Raw genomic sequence first — 16,353 nt, forward strand, 5'->3', positions numbered from 1 at the left:
TTGTTAACATTATTTACTTTTATAAGAAAAATATGGATAAAAAATATAATCACACAAAAATAGAAAAAAAAATACAAAAATATTGGAAAAAAAATAAAACATTTAAAGTATATATAAATTATAACAAAGAAAAATTTTATTGCTTATCTATGTTGCCATATCCTTCTGGAAATTTACATATTGGTCATGTAAGAAATTATACTATCGGAGATGTAATTGCTCGTTATCAAAGAATGTTAGGAAAAAATGTATTACATCCTATCGGTTGGGATGCTTTTGGTTTACCTGCTGAAGAAGCTGCTCAAAAAAATAATTTAGAACCAAAAGTATGGACTGAAAATAATATTAAAAAAATGAAAAAACAATTACTTGCATTAGGTTATAGTTATGATTGGGATAGAGAGATTAATACATCAGACCCTCAATTCTATAAATGGGAACAATGGTTTTTTATCAAATTATTTAAAAAAAAGTTAGTATATAAGAAAAAAGATATCGTTAATTGGTGCCCGAATGATAATACTGTGCTAGCTAATGAACAAGTTATAAATGGAAAATGTTGGAGATGTCAAACAGTAGTTCATCTAAAAAAAATTTCGCAATGGTTTTTAAAAATTACCCATTACGCTGAAGAATTATTATCCGATTTAAATAAATTAAAAGAATGGCCTAAAGATGTTATTAACATGCAAAAAAATTGGATTGGAAAATCCAAAGGAATACAAATAAAAATAAAAATATATGATAAAATACTAAATAATTACATTTATATATACACAACAAAACCAGAATTAATTATGGGAACAACATTTATATCCATTTCTCCTATGCATCAATTTTCTAAAGAAATATCAAAAAATAATCAAAAAGTAAAAATATTTTTAACAGAATATAAAAAAAAAATCTGTACAAATAATATCAAAAACAACAAAGAAATAATTGGTATTAATACTAATAAATTTGCAATACATCCGATTAGTAAAAAAAAAATTCCAATATGGATTTCTAGTCTTGTAAAAATAGAATTTGGAACAGGATCAATAATGTCAGTTCCAGCTCATGATAATAATGATTTTATATTTGCTAAAAAATATAATTTAAAAATAAAACCAGTAATATTACAAAATATAAAAAATAAAAATAAACAAGAAAATATTCCAATGTTAGAAACAGGTATTTTGTTTAATTCTGGAATTCAACTAAATAATATGAAATCCGAGCAAGCATCTTTATTTATTAAAAAATTTTTATTAGCAAAAAATTTAGCAAAAAAAGTAACTTTTTATCATCTAAAAGATTGGAGTATTTCAAGACAAAGATATTGGGGCACACCTATTCCTATCGTAACTAATAAAAAAGGAAAAATAATACCTTTAAATACTAAAGAAATACCAGTGAAGTTACCTAAATATAAACAATTTGATAACAATATAAATTCATCTCTTTTTCATAATTCAAAATGGAAAAATATTATTTTAAATGGCGAAAAAGTAATCAGAGAAACAGATACTTTTGATACATTTATAGAATCTTCTTGGTATTACATAAGATATACTAATCCTGAATTTAAAAAAGGAATGGTAGATCCAATCGCATCTAAATATTGGTTACCAGTAGATCAATATATCGGTGGAATTGAACATGCAAATATGCATTTATTATATTTTCGATTTTTTCATAAATTATTAAGAGATTGTAAACTAATAAATTCTGATGAACCAGTTAAAAATTTAATATGCCAAGGAATGGTATTATCACATGCATTTTATTATATCAATGAAAAAAAAAAAATAGTATGGGTAAATGCACAAAAATTAAAAATAAAAAAAGATATAAAAGGAAATATACAATACGGAGTCACTAAAAAAGGACAAAATATTCAATACGCTGGTTTAATGAAAATGTCTAAATCTAAAAATAATGGAATTGATCCTGATATTATTATTTCAAAATATGGAGCGGATGCTACTAGACTTTTTATAATGTTTGCAGCTCCTATAAATAATACACTAGAATGGAAGGAAGATGGTTTAAAAGGAACTTATAAATTTCTAAAAAAATTATGGAATTTTGCGTATAAATATATAGAAAATAAAAATTATAATATGTTAAAAAAAACATATAATTCATATACAAAAGAAGAAAAAATTCTGCAATCAAAATTACATGAAACAATAATGAAAGTGTCTGATGATATAGAAAGAAGAAAATCTTTTAATACAGCAATTTCATCATTAATGATTTTATTCAACAAAATAAATCAATTTTCAGTACAAACCACAAAAGGACATAAAATTTTAGGAAAATGTTTGAATAAAATAATTAAAATGTTATATCCATTTACTCCTCATTTTAGTACCATTATATTTAATGCATTAAATAAAAATAATTTTACTAAAATAGAAAATGTTACATGGCCAAAATATAAAAAATCAAAAATAATAAAAAAAAATTTTTTAATCATACAAATTAATGGAAAAGTAAGAGATAAAATAAATTTTAAACAAAATACTATATATTCTAAAATAATAGAAAAAATAAAAAAATCTGAAAAAATAAGAAAATATATAATTAATAAAAAAATTAAAAAAATAATTTACATAAAAAATAAAGTTATTAATTTTATACTTAAATAAAAAAATAAAAATTTATATTATAGAGAAAATTATGAAAAAAATATTATATGAAAATTTATATAATTTAAAAAAAAAAATATTTTTTATTATTTAATTTTCGGAAAAGAATTATGTTTATTAGAAGATTGTTGTAATCTAATTATTTATAAAAACTTTAAAAAAAAAACATATAAAAAAATTAATTTGATTATTAATAAAAAAAAAGATTTAGAAAAAATATCTATAATATGTAATGAAAATGATCTATTCAATAAAAGAAAAATTATTACTATTATTTTAAAAAAAGAAAATTATACTGATACTTTATATAAAAAAATAATTATTTTTATACAAAAAATCACAAAAAATTTTTTTATAATAGTTATTTTGAATTTTTCAATTAAAAAAAAAAATAATTCAATTTTTAATACTAAAATAAAAAAAGGAGTTATAATAGATTGTAATATAGTAAATAAAAAAAGATCATTACAATGGATTAATTATAAAGAAAAATTTTATAAATTATATATTACGATAGAAGCAAAAACAATATTATATGAATTCTATTATGGAAATTTTTTATTATTAATTAAAATGTTTGAATTTATAAAATTAACTTTCATAAAAAAAAATATAATTACAGAAGATGATTTAAAGAAAATTATTTTTAATGATTCAAAATACACATCTTTTGAATGGATAAATACTATTTTTTCTGGAAAAAAAATAGAAAGTATAAAAATACTGAATAAATTGAAAGAAAATCAATTAAATCCCATACATTTAATTAGATTATTACAAAAAGATTTATTATTACTTATTCAAATAAAATCAAATAATAAAATTATTTATAAATTTTTACAAGAAAAAAAAATATGGAAAAATAAATTAAATATGTTTATGAGAACAATAAAACTAAATAGTTTAAATAAATTATGTAAAATTATAAAACTATTACTAATATCAGAATTATCTATTAAAAACAATCATGAATATTTTTCTTGGATTACGTTAAAAAACATATGTTTATTAATAAATTAAAAATATTTTTTTATAAATTATATTAATAATGTATATAAAAATTTATATATATTATTTTTGAAAAAAAATATTTTAATCTATTATTTTATTTTTATAAAAAATTTATCAATAAATATAAATTTATATATATTTTTATTATTTAATATACATATAATATATAATCAAATATCTATAAAATAAATTATTATATTAAAAAAAATAAATATACTAAATATGAAAAACAAAAAAAAATATAAATATATATTAAATTTAAATGGATTAAAATGTCCAGATCCTATTATTCAAATAAGAAAAAGTATAAATAAAATAAAAAAAAAAGAAAAAATATTAGTTATAACAGATGATTTTTCAACTAAAAGAGAAATTAAAATTTTTTGTAGAATAATGAACCATATTCTATTAGAAATAGATACAATTCATATCCCTTATAAATATATAATAGAAAAATAATATTAAATAATAAAATATTTTTTTATTTATTTTTTTACTAAAATTTTTAGCATTCTTCTCAATGGTTCAGCAGCTCCCCATAGTAATTGATCTCCAACTGAAAATGCTGATAAATATTTTTTTCCTATACTAAGTTTTCTCAATCTACCAATAGGAATATTTAAAGTACCTGAAGTATATACAGGATTTAATTTTTTTATACTCAGTTCTTTAGTATTAGGAATAATTTTAACCCATTTATTATTATTAGTAATTATTTCTTCTATATTAGAAATAGAAATATTTTGTTTTAGTTTAATTGTAAAGGATTGACTATGACATCTCATCGTACCTACTCTAACACAAATTCCATCGATATTTATTTTATTTTTATTTTCTAATATTTTATTAGATTCCATTTCTATTTTAGATTCTTCTTTTGTTTGTCCATTTTTAAAATACTCATCAATCCAAGGAATAACACTACCAGCTAATGGTGTTTTAAAATAATTTTTAGGTATACAATTAGATTGTAAACTTTTACTTACAATTTTATCCATTTTTAATATAGATATATTTGAATCATTTAATAAATTTGATATAGAATCATATAAATAACCCATTTGTTTTAATAATTCTAACATATATAAAGAACCTGCTCCAGATGCAGCTTGATATGTTGAAATATTAATCCATTCTACTAAATTATTTTGAAATAAACCTCCTAATGCTAATAACATTAAACTTACTGTACAGTTACTACCAACAAAAGTTTTATAACCTTTTTCAATATAATTTTTAATAGATAATTTATTAATTGGATCTAACACTATTACACTATCTTGATTCATTCGTAAATATGAAGCAGCATCAATCCAATATCCTTTCCATCCATTTTTTCTTAAAGAAAAATATACATCTTTAGTATATATACTTCCTTGACAACTAATAATAATATCCATTTCTTTTAAAACATCAATATCATAAGCATTTTTCAATATACTATATTGTATATTATTGAATTTTGGACCTACTTGACCAATTTGAGAAGTAGAAAAAAAAATAGGATTTATCGTAAAAAAATCATTTTTTTTTTCCATTCTATGCATTAATACAGACCCTACCATACCCCTCCAACCTACGAAACCCACCTTATTCATCATATTTATTTTTCCTAAGTATTGTATTAAATATATATTATGTTAAAATTTTTAATAAAAATTTTAACATAATATATATTTAATGAATTTTATTCTTCATAATTTTTATACTCAAATTTATTTATTTTGCAAAATTTAAAATATTAAAACATAAAATTAAAATAAACAATATAGTTATACAATATATTTCATGTAGTATACTACATGAAATATATTGTATAACTCAATATTATTATAAAAATATTTTTTAAATTAAAAAATATTTTTTTAAAAAAATTAATATAAAATAATTTAAAAAAATATAACACATGATATTATTTTATTAATTTTAATTAAGGTAATAACTATGCATGAAATAATTTCTAATTCTATTTTACTAATATTGATTATGGATCCTTTAGGAAACCTTCCTTTATTTATGTCATTATTGAAAAATTTTTCTCCAAAAAAACAACGTTTAATATTAATTAGAGAAATGTTATTTTCTTTAATAATTATGATAATTTTTTTATTTTCAGGTGAAAAAATATTACATTCTTTAAATGTAAAAACAGAAACAGTATCAATATCTGGAGGCATAATCCTATTTTTAATAGCTATTAAAATGATTTTTCCCATTGAATATAATGATAAAATGTTTATAAAAGAAAAAAATATAGAAGAACCGTTTTTAGTTCCTTTAGCAATACCATTAGTTGCAGGTCCTTCTTTATTAGCTACGTTAATGTTATTATCTCATCAATATTCAAAAAATATAATATGTTTAATTATTTCTTTAATAATATCTTGGTTATTTACTCTTATAATACTTTTACTTTCTGGATTATTTTTAAAAATATTAGGAAAAAAAGGTGTTAACGTATTAGAAAAACTAATGGGATTAATATTAATCATGTTATCTATACAAATGTTTTTAAATGGAATTAAAATATGGTTTCATAGTTAATTTTTTATAAAATTAAAATTTGTTATAAAAATTATATTTATAGAATAAAATTAGAATAAATTTCAACTTGCTTTATATTCAAAAAAATAATATTTTTAGACACAAAAAATATGTTACATTAAAAAAAGAAAATAATTATTTTATATTAAGTAGAGAAAATACTAATATGCTGACAATACAAGATTTAAATTTTGACAAAAAAAGAGTTTTAATTAGATTAGATTTAAATGTTCCAATAGAAAAAAATAAAATTGTTTCTCATGCAAGAATTAAATCTTCTATACCAACTATAAAAAAAATTTTAAAAAGAAACGCAAAAGTAATTTTAATGTCACATTTGGGTAGACCTAAAGAAGGAATTTATGAATCAAAATATTCTCTATTTCCTGTTTTTGAATATTTAAAAAAAATATTTTTGAAAACAAATGTATATTTTTTTTCAAAATATGAAGATTCAAAAAATATAAAATCAGGAGAATTATGTTTATTAGAAAATGTACGATTTAATATAGGTGAAACAACCAATAATCTAGAATTATCTTTAAAATATTCTAATTTATGCGATATATTTATTATGGATGCGTTTGGAAGTGCACATAGAAAACATGCATCTACATACGGTATATCAAAATTTTGTAAAAAAAAATGTATAGGTCCATTAGTACTTAAAGAAATTAATTCTTTAAATAAAATATTTAAAAATCCTGTTAGACCAATGGTATCAATATTAGGAGGATCAAAAATATCTACAAAATTTAAAATATTAAATACATTAGGAAAAATATCAGATTACATAATTGTAGGAGGTGGAATAGCAAATACCTTTATTGCAATAAATAATAAAATAGGAAAATCTTTGCATGAAAAAGAATACATAAGCAAAGCATATGATTTATTAAAAAAATATAAAATAATTATTCCAGTTGATTCAAGGGTAAGCACTAGTTTTCATCAAGATTCTATTGCAATACTTAAAGATGTAAATAAAATTTCTAAAAATGAAGAAATAATGGACATTGGATTAAAAACAGAAAAAGTAATACAAAAAATTATAAAAAAATCTAATACGATTATTTGGAATGGTCCAGTAGGAGTATTCGAATTTAATCAATTTGCTAATGGAACAAAATGTATAGCTGAATCAATATCAAAAAATAAAGGATTCTCAATAGCAGGTGGTGGAGATACAATTTCCGCAATTGAAAAATTTAATATTGAAGATAAAATATCTTATATATCAACAGGAGGAGGTTCTTTCTTACATTTTTTAGAAAATAAAAAACTTCCTGCTATAGAAATTTTAAAAAAATAAAATAATTCAATTATTTTAACAAATTTAAATTTTTAATTATTTAAAAATGAAAAATAGGAAAAGTATTATGTATAAAATATTAGATATAATTAAACCAGGAGTAATATTTGGAAAAGATATAAAAAAAATTTTTTCTATAGCAAAAAAAAATAACTTTGCTATACCAGCAATCAATTGTATCAACACTGATTCTATTAATGCTGTTCTAGAAACAGCTAAAAAAATGCGTTCTCCTGTAATTATTCAATTTTCATATGGAGGATCGAGTTTTTTCATTGGAAAAGGTATTGATTCTAAAGAAAATATTAAAAATGCAATTTTAGGATCCACGTTAGCAGCAAAATATGTACATTCTATTGCTAAATATTATAAAATACCTGTTATTTTACACACTGATCATTGTCATAAAGAAATATTACCATGGATTGATGGATTAATGATTGAAAATAATAAGTTTATAAAAAAAACAGGAAATCCTTTATTTTCGTCTCATATGATAGATTTATCTCAAGAAAAAATTGAAAATAATATTATTTTATGTAAAAAATATTTCAAAAAACTTGATTCTATGAATATTTTTTTAGAAATAGAATTAGGATGTACTGGCGGTGAAGAAGATGGAATTAATAATTCTAATTTAAAAAAAGAATATTTATATACTACTCCTCAAGATGTACATTATGCTTACAAAGAACTTTCTGATATTAGTTCTAATTTTACTATTGCTGCATCTTTTGGAAATGTACATGGAGTATATAAAAAAGGTAGTATCGATTTAAAACCAATTATTTTAAAAAAATCACAAGAGTATGTAAAAAAAAATAATAGTAATATAAATCAACCTATCGATTTTGTATTTCACGGTAGTTCTGGTACTGATATTCAAGAAATACAAAAATCAATTTCTTATGGTGTAGTAAAAATTAATATTGATACTGACATACAATGGGCTTCTTGGAATGGAATTTTAAATTTTTATAACGAATATAAAAATTATTTACAAAATCAATTAGGAAATCCAGAAGGATCTAATAAACCTAACAAAAAATATTATGATCCAAGAACATGGATTAGAAAATCACAAGAATATATTGTGAAACGTTTAGAAAAATCTTTTAAAGATTTTAACTCTTATAATGTTTTATAACAAATTTTATATTTTTTGTTATAAAAATATTTTATTGTAATAATATAATATCATTCTATAGGAAAAAAAATGGAAGAATTACGTGTAATTGAAGATATTAGCTATGCTAAAAATTGGATTTTACATAACCAAGAAACATTTTCAAATTATTTTGTGAATTTAGTATCTGCATCTATTATACTGACTATAGGTTCATTTATAGCAAAAATATTTTCTAGTGGTATAAATAAAATTTTATTAAATAGAAAAATAGATAGTACTATTTCCAACTTCTTGTCTTCTTTGCTAAAATATGTTGTAATTACATTTACTTTGGTAACTACATTAGGATGTCTTGGTGTGCAAACTACTTCTGTAATTGCTATATTAGGAGCTGCTGGAATGGCTATTGGTTTGGCATTACAAGGATCTTTATCTAATTTTGCAGCAGGTGTATTATTAGTAGCTTTGAGACCTTTAAAATCAGGAGAATATGTTGATTTAGGAGGAATTGCTGGAAATGTATTAAATATTCATATATTTTATACTATGTTAAAAACATTAGATGGAAAAATAGTAGTAATACCGAATGGAAGAATTATATCTGGAAATATTATAAATTATTCTAGAGAACCTACTCGTCGTAATGAATTTAAAATTAATGTGTCATATCAATCTGATTTAGATGAAGTAATAAAAATAATTCGAGAAGTATTATTAAAAGAAGATCGAGTAATTAAAAGTAAAGATATCACAATTGGAATAAGTGAATTTGGTTCTTCTTCAATTGTTCTAATTATAAGATGTTGGAGTAATACTCATGAATTAAATGCAGTATATTGGGATTTAATGATGAAATTTAAAAAATCATTTGATAAAAATAAAATTAATATTCCAATTCCTCAAATAGATATTTATTTAAATAAAAATAAAGAATTAAATTAAAAATATTTTCATTTAATTTATAAAAATTTTACAATAGTATATTACAAAAAAATTTTGGAATACAGTAATGATAAAAATTTATCATGCATCAACATTAAAAAAATTAATTCGAAAAAATTGTAATATTATAAATAATAATCCTATTAAAAATCCATTTATTAATGAAACATTTTTGATATATAATCATCCAATTCAATCTTATTGGATAAAATTCTATATTGCAAAAAAAATAAATATATGTGCAAATAATAATTTTTATAAATTAGAAAAGTTCATATTTACACTATTTGAAAAAATAATACCTGATTTTAACAAAAATTTTTTATTAAATTCTAATAATATATTTTATAAACTCATGATGAAAAATAAAAAAAAAAATTTTTTAATTCATAAAAGAGAAACTTTATTAAAAAAATATTTTTTTTATGAAAAAATTTCTAAATTATTAAAAAAATATTTTATTTTTCATCACGAATGGATTCAATATTGGATGCAAGGAAATTTAATTCCAGAAATAAACAAAAAATATATATGGCAACAAAATTTATGGATAGATATTTTATTTCAAAAACAACAAGATAAAAAAAAAATAAAATATAAAAACTTTTTTGAAATTTTTTACGAAAATATAAAAATAAAAAAAGATATTTTACCTAATCGTATATTTGTATATGGAATAGACAATTTACCAAAATTTTATTTTAAAATATTTAATATATTAAGTAAATTTTGTAAAATATTTTTTTTTAATATAAATTTTTTTTTAGATACTAAAAAAAATGAAAATATTTTAATAAAAAAAAATTCAATTATTAAAAATAATTCATTCTTATTTGTAAATATCAATAATTATATTTTTTTTTTAAAAAAAAAAAAAAAAATATTTAAAATAAAAAATTTAGATAATAAAAAAAATTATAAACCTAAAAATTTATTAGAATTTATACAAAAAAAAATAACAGAAAAAAAAATAAATAAAAAAATAAAAAAAATAAATTTTATTTTAAAAAAATCTGATGATTCTATTTCAATTAATGTATTTCATACAATACAAAATGAAATAGAATTTTTACAACAATTTATTATAAAAACTCTAAATAAAAACAAAAAATATTTTCCAAAAGATATATTAATAATATGTGAAAATATTAATAAATATATTCCTTATATCAATTCTGTTTTTAAAAAAAAAACTAAAAAATACGATATACCTTTTACAATATATCATTCAGAAAAAAAATTAAATAATTCTATTGTTCAATTTTTTTTAAAAATTTTATCACTAAATAAAAATAAATTTAAAATAAATGAAATATTTAAATTATTTCAATTTTTATTTTTAAAAAAAGATTTTATTTGTAGTACCAATGAAATTTCTATTTTATTTAAATGGATTAAAAAATCTGAAATAAAGTTTGGTTTAGATGAAAAACACCTTTGTGAATTAAATTATAAAAAATATAATTTTAAAAATACATGGGAACATGGAATAAAAAGAATTTTATTAAGTATTGCGTTAAAAAAAAGCAATAATAATTCATGGGATAATATAAACCCTTTAGATTATTTTTTAGATTTTTCTATTAATTTATTCAATAAATTAATTAAATTTATTAATACTTTAAAAAAATGGAAAAAAAAAATTTTAATAAATAAAACATCAAAATCTTGGAGTTCTATATGTGAATTAATTTTACAAGATTTTTTCAATATAAAAAATAAAAAAATAAAAAAAACATTAAATTTAATTCAAAAAAAATGGAATTTTACAATATATTTCTGTCAAAATGTATTTAATAATAAAAAAATACCTATTGAAATAATAAAAAATAAATTTATACAAAACATTAAAAAAAATAAATTTTCAAAAAAAATATTAATAGAATCTATTATTTTTTCTAATGGAAAATATTTCGAAGATATACCTTTTAAGGTAATAGCATTTATAGGATGTAATAAAAATAATTTTATTCAAAAAAAAATTTCTAATAATTTTGATTTAGTTGAAAAATATAAAAAAAATAATTTTGTTTTACAAAAAACAGATAATTATATTCTTATAAATAAAATTTTATCAGCAAAAAAATATTTTTATATAAGTTGTATTAATGAAAATATGAAAAAAAACAATTTTTTTAAATCCAATAAAATAATTTTAAAATTATTAGAATACATAAAAAAAACAACTAATATTAATAATAAAAAAAATAATGATATTGTTACAATAAACAATGTAATAAGTAATATTTGTACATTTCATAAACAAATAAAAATTTTTATCAAAAAATAATTATTTTCAAAAAAAAACATTAATAATGAAAAAAATATATAAAAAAAAAATTTTCTTATCTGAACTAATTAATTTTTGGAAAAACCCAATTGTATTTTTTTTAAAAAAAAAATTTAATTTAATTTATAATAATTATCCTAAATATTATAGTTCACAAGAATTATTTTTATTAAATAAATTAGATATATATAAAATTAATAAAAAAATATTTTATATTTTATTAAAAAATAGAAAATTAAAAAAATCATATTTACATAATAAAATTTTCAATGTTGTAAAAAAAAATAATTTTGAAAAATTTTTATTAGAAAAACAAATTAATGAAATAAAAGAATTTTATAAAAAAATATATAATATTGATAATTTCTCAAAGATAAAAAAAAAAAATATAAAAATAAAAAAATATAATCTTCAAGGAGATTTTCATGAAAATACTAAATATGGATTATTAAAATTTAAACCTTATATAGTAAATATATATGATGAAATTAAATTATGGTTACAACATATTATATATTGTTATTTCGGAAATACAAAAAATAGCTATTTAATAGGTTTAAAAAAATCTTTTTGTGGTTTTCATAATATTAATCAAAAAACAGCAGAAAAATATATAAAAAAATATATAACAGGTTATTTAAATGGATTAAAAAAACCAATTCTGATAAATAAATCCAGTATTAATTGGTTTACAACAATATATGATACTAAAAAAAAAAAAATAAATAAAAATAAATTAAATAAAGGAAAAAAAAAGTTTATGCAGATATGGAATGGAAACAATTTTGTTGTAGGAGAAAAAAAAAATTTACATATTAAAAAATTAATTCCTAAATTAACTGAAAAAAAAATAGATATATTATGCAATAATACAAAAATATGGTTAACTCCAATATACAAAAACAAAATTATTAAAAACCCTTGGAAAAAAAATAAATATTTTTTATAAATCATTATAAAAATTTTACAAAAATATGAAAAATGAAAAATTAAATGTATTTTCTATGATTATATCAGAAAAGATATTAATAGAAGCATCAGCAGGAACAGGTAAAACCTATAATATAGTATTAATTTATATAAGATTAATACTAGGAATTCATCCAAAAAAAAATTATATGGAACCTTATTCTGTAAAAAATATTTTATTAATCACATATACTAATAAAGCATTAGAAGAAATAAAAAAAAGAATAATTGATATTATAGAAAAATTAAAAAAATCATGTATAAATAAAAAAAACAGAATAAAAGAAATTAATATAATTTTTAAAAAAATTTCTAATTTTGATAAATCTATAAAATTATTAGAAAAAGCGGAATTAGAAATGCACGAAGCATCTATATATACAATTCATAAATTTTGTTTTCAAGTCATCAACTCTAATAATTTTTTATGGAACAATATATACCAATCTACTATTTTAAATGAAGAAACGAAAATTTATTACCAATCATTATTATATTTCTGGAAAAATATTTATTCTTCTTTACCTTCCGAAATAATATCTATCATTTATGAATATTGGAAAAATCCAGATAAATTATTGATAGAAATAAAAAAATGGATAAAAATATATTTTAAATACATAAAAAAAAAATCTATATCAAAAAAACATATATTAGATTTTCATAAAAAAAATATTTTAAAAATAAATAATTTTAAAAAATTTTGGATACAAAAAAAAGAAATAATATTTTTTTTATTAAATAAAATAAAAAAAATAAATACAAAATTTCCGATAAAAAAATATTCTATGTATATCCAAAAAATATGTATATGGTGTAAAACAGATACAAAAAATTATTTTTTTCCTAAAGAAATAAATTTTATTCAGAATATTTTTTTAAAAAAAAAAACCGAAATATTTAAAAAAAAAAATAATCTAAAAATTTTTAATAAAATTAATATTTTTTTAAAAAAAAATATTTCATTAAAAGAAATATTTTTATTTTATGCAATGGTAAAAATTCAAAAAAATATAGAAAAAGAAAAAAATACATTTTCAAAATTAGAATTTGACGATTTAATCGATATTTTATACGAAGGTATTGTAATAAAAAAAAATATTTTATTAATAAACTTTATACGAGAAAAATATCCTATTGCTTTAATAGATGAATGCCAAGATATTAATTTTCAACAATATAAATTTTTTCAAAAAATATATGAAAAAAAAAATACAGCATTAATTTTAATAGGAGATCCTAAACAATCTATTTTTAGCTTTACTGGAGCTAATGTATTTTCGTATATAAAATATAAACAAAAAATAAATAAAAAATATTTCTTAGAAACAAATTGGAGATCTTCTAAAAAAATAATAGAAAATATTAATAATATATTTAATTATAATAATAATCCTTTTATTTTTCCTGAAATAAAATATAAAAATATCAAATATTCTAAAAAAAATAAAAAATACTCTTTTCAAATTAATAAAATTTTACAACCAGCTTTTAATATTTATTATTTTGATTTAAAAAATCAGATTAATTTAGCAGATTATTATAAATGGAGTAGTAAAAAATGTTCACAAGGCATTTTAAAATTAGTAAATAGTATAGAAAATAAAACAAGTACAATATACATAAAAAATAAAAAAAAAAATTTATCTTTTCAAGATATTGCTATATTAGTAAGAAACTATAATGAAGCAAAAATAATAAAACAATATTTAAAAAAAGAAAAAATTAGTTCGTATTACTCTTCAAATAAAAATAATATTTTTTCTACTTCAGAATGTTTAGAAATATTATGGTTTTTACAAGCTATACTATATAAAAAAGAAAAATATATTATTAGAGCATTTAATACAATTCTGCTTGGTTGTGAAAAAAATAATATATATAACTTTTACGAAAATAAAAAAAATAAAATATATATAATGGAAAAAATTGAAAAATTTTTAATACTTTGGAAAAATAAAGGAATTTATAATTTAATAAAAAAAGTTACTGTTAGTAATATTATTACGAAAAAAAAATTGTATGATGAACAAATAATTATCAATTATCTTCATATAGGAGAAATATTACAAAAAAAATATAATAATAAATACAATAAATTTTTTATAATTAATTGGATAAAAAAACAAATTAATTATTCCTATTTATGCGAAAATAAAAATTTTCATATTAGAACAATACAATCTAAAAAATCTATTCAGATCATTACTATACATAAATCTAAAGGATTAGAGTATCCTATTGTTTGGATACCTTTTATAATAAACTTTCAGAAAAATAATACAAAAATACATTTTAGCCGAAAAAATTTTAATCCAATATTTAATTTATATAATACAAAAAATAAAACAAAATGGATTAAAGAAGAATCTTTATCAGAAGAAATTCGAATTATTTACGTAGCTTTGACTCGATCTATTTTACAATGTAATTTTACAGTAGCACCTATAAAAAAAAAATATGATTCATCTAAAAATACAGACATCCATAAAACCGGATTAGGATATATTTTACAAAATAAAAAAAAAATAAATAGCAAAAAATTAAAAATTTTATTTAAATTAAAATTTAAAAATAAATTAAATAATAATATATTATATGAATCTAAAGAAGAAAAAAATAAAGAAAATAAATTAATAACTTATACAAAAAAAAATAAAAATATAAAAATTTATAAAAAAAATAAATTAAAAAATAAATTTTTTACAAAAAAAATCATCAGTTACTCTCAATTAACATATAATTCATTTAACAATAATTATATTATTAAAAATAATGAAAAACAAAAAAATAAATTAGTAAAAACAGAAAATACAATTGAATCTTATATATTTGAAAAAGGAAAAAATTTTGGTTTATTTATTCATGAAATTTTGAAAATATACAATTTTTCTGAATGTATAAAACAAAAAAAAATATTCTATATAATTAATAAATTTAATTTTCCTATAAATAATATTGATGTTTTATACAAATGGATTAACAATATCATTAACACTCAACTATATCCTACAAAAATAAAATTATCTAAAATATTACTAAATAATTTTCAAAAAGAATTTGAATTTTATATTCCTATAAAAAAAATATTATATGCAAAAAATTTAAATATTTTTTTACAAGAAAAAAATAAAAAAAATATTTCTAAATTATATTTTGATCCAATATCTGGTATATTACATGGATTTATAGATTTAATTATAAAAATAAAAAATAAATATTTTATCATCGAATATAAATCTGATTGGTTAGGAGAAGAATATAAAAATTATAATATCAATAATATGCAAAAAAGTATATTTTTAAACAAATATGACCTACAATGCAATATTTATATTTTAGGACTACATAGATATTTACAGCAAAGAATTAAAACATATAATTTTAAAAAAAATTTTGGAGGATTTTTTTATTTATTTTTAAGAGGATTACATCCTAATTATAAAAAAACAGGAATATTTTTTATTAGTTCTGATAGTATTAACATACAAAAATTAAATAAATTGTTTTAAATATTAAA

General features: G+C 17.7%; 11 protein-coding genes. 10 read left to right on the forward strand and 1 reads right to left on the reverse strand.

All coding sequences use genetic code 11. The features are described from left to right. Nucleotides 1–32 precede the first annotated feature (32 nt). From leuS to tusA, 3 genes are all read left to right on the forward strand, one after another. Entirely contained in the window at nucleotides 33–2,636 is a 2,604-nt protein-coding gene (leuS, locus tag RJU59_RS01700; protein ID WP_343155074.1) for a leucine--tRNA ligase, read from the forward strand. A 93-nt stretch (nucleotides 2,637–2,729) separates the two neighbouring features. After that, the gene (gene holA, locus RJU59_RS01705) at nucleotides 2,730–3,656 is read left to right on the forward strand and encodes a DNA polymerase III subunit delta (protein ID WP_343155327.1); all 927 of its coding nucleotides are present in this window, start codon (nucleotides 2,730–2,732) and stop codon (nucleotides 3,654–3,656) included. 213 nt (nucleotides 3,657–3,869) lie between these two features. Then, nucleotides 3,870–4,106, forward strand: a complete 237-nt coding sequence (gene tusA / locus RJU59_RS01710) for a sulfurtransferase TusA (RefSeq protein ID WP_343128486.1) — start codon at nucleotides 3,870–3,872, stop codon at nucleotides 4,104–4,106. Nucleotides 4,107–4,132: 26 nt separating this feature from the next. Here tusA and asd read toward each other — a convergent pair whose 3' ends face one another. Beyond that, entirely contained in the window at nucleotides 4,133–5,248 is a 1,116-nt protein-coding gene (asd, locus tag RJU59_RS01715; RefSeq protein ID WP_343155075.1) for an aspartate-semialdehyde dehydrogenase, read from the reverse strand. Between the two features lie 343 nt (nucleotides 5,249–5,591). Between asd and RJU59_RS01720 the strand changes: the two genes are divergently transcribed. The 7 genes from RJU59_RS01720 to recB all read left to right on the forward strand — a co-directional run bounded on the left by RJU59_RS01720 (nucleotide 5,592) and on the right by recB (nucleotide 16,345). Beyond that, nucleotides 5,592–6,191, forward strand: coding sequence for a YhgN family NAAT transporter (locus tag RJU59_RS01720; protein WP_343155076.1), 600 nt, complete (start codon nucleotides 5,592–5,594; stop codon nucleotides 6,189–6,191). Between the two features lie 169 nt (nucleotides 6,192–6,360). After that, nucleotides 6,361–7,503: a phosphoglycerate kinase gene (locus RJU59_RS01725; protein ID WP_343155329.1), complete on the forward strand. Its 1,143-nt coding sequence runs from the start codon at nucleotides 6,361–6,363 to the stop codon at nucleotides 7,501–7,503. A gap of 67 nt (nucleotides 7,504–7,570) precedes the next feature. Further along, complete coding sequence (fbaA, locus tag RJU59_RS01730; protein ID WP_343155077.1) at nucleotides 7,571–8,650, forward strand: class II fructose-bisphosphate aldolase; 1,080 nt, start codon at nucleotides 7,571–7,573, stop codon at nucleotides 8,648–8,650. A gap of 69 nt (nucleotides 8,651–8,719) precedes the next feature. Then, on the forward strand, nucleotides 8,720–9,574 hold the full coding sequence (gene mscS / locus RJU59_RS01735) for a small-conductance mechanosensitive channel MscS (RefSeq protein WP_343128490.1): 855 nt from the start codon (nucleotides 8,720–8,722) through the stop codon (nucleotides 9,572–9,574). Between the two features lie 67 nt (nucleotides 9,575–9,641). After that, nucleotides 9,642–11,864, forward strand: coding sequence for an exodeoxyribonuclease V subunit gamma (locus tag RJU59_RS01740; RefSeq protein WP_343155078.1), 2,223 nt, complete (start codon nucleotides 9,642–9,644; stop codon nucleotides 11,862–11,864). A gap of 25 nt (nucleotides 11,865–11,889) precedes the next feature. After that, on the forward strand, nucleotides 11,890–12,813 hold the full coding sequence (locus RJU59_RS01745) for a hypothetical protein (protein WP_343155079.1): 924 nt from the start codon (nucleotides 11,890–11,892) through the stop codon (nucleotides 12,811–12,813). A 25-nt stretch (nucleotides 12,814–12,838) separates the two neighbouring features. Then, nucleotides 12,839–16,345, forward strand: coding sequence for an exodeoxyribonuclease V subunit beta (gene recB, locus RJU59_RS01750; RefSeq protein WP_343155080.1), 3,507 nt, complete (start codon nucleotides 12,839–12,841; stop codon nucleotides 16,343–16,345). Nucleotides 16,346–16,353: the final 8 nt, after the last annotated feature.

Source organism: Buchnera aphidicola (Kurisakia onigurumii) (assembly GCF_039394605.1).
Taxonomy (GTDB): Bacteria; Pseudomonadota; Gammaproteobacteria; order Enterobacterales; family Enterobacteriaceae; genus Buchnera_I; species Buchnera_I aphidicola_B.

Coding starts and splice junctions, on each gene's coding strand:
- fbaA (WP_343155077.1), top strand. CDS start 7,571: ATGTATAAAATATTAGATATAATTAAACCAGGAGTAATATTTGGAAAA.
- RJU59_RS01745 (WP_343155079.1), top strand. CDS start 11,890: ATGAAAAAAATATATAAAAAAAAAATTTTCTTATCTGAACTAATTAAT.
- recB (WP_343155080.1), top strand. CDS start 12,839: ATGAAAAATGAAAAATTAAATGTATTTTCTATGATTATATCAGAAAAG.
- mscS (WP_343128490.1), top strand. CDS start 8,720: ATGGAAGAATTACGTGTAATTGAAGATATTAGCTATGCTAAAAATTGG.
- leuS (WP_343155074.1), top strand. CDS start 33: ATGGATAAAAAATATAATCACACAAAAATAGAAAAAAAAATACAAAAA.
- tusA (WP_343128486.1), top strand. CDS start 3,870: ATGAAAAACAAAAAAAAATATAAATATATATTAAATTTAAATGGATTA.
- RJU59_RS01720 (WP_343155076.1), top strand. CDS start 5,592: ATGCATGAAATAATTTCTAATTCTATTTTACTAATATTGATTATGGAT.
- RJU59_RS01740 (WP_343155078.1), top strand. CDS start 9,642: ATGATAAAAATTTATCATGCATCAACATTAAAAAAATTAATTCGAAAA.
- asd (WP_343155075.1), bottom strand. CDS start 5,248: ATGATGAATAAGGTGGGTTTCGTAGGTTGGAGGGGTATGGTAGGGTCT.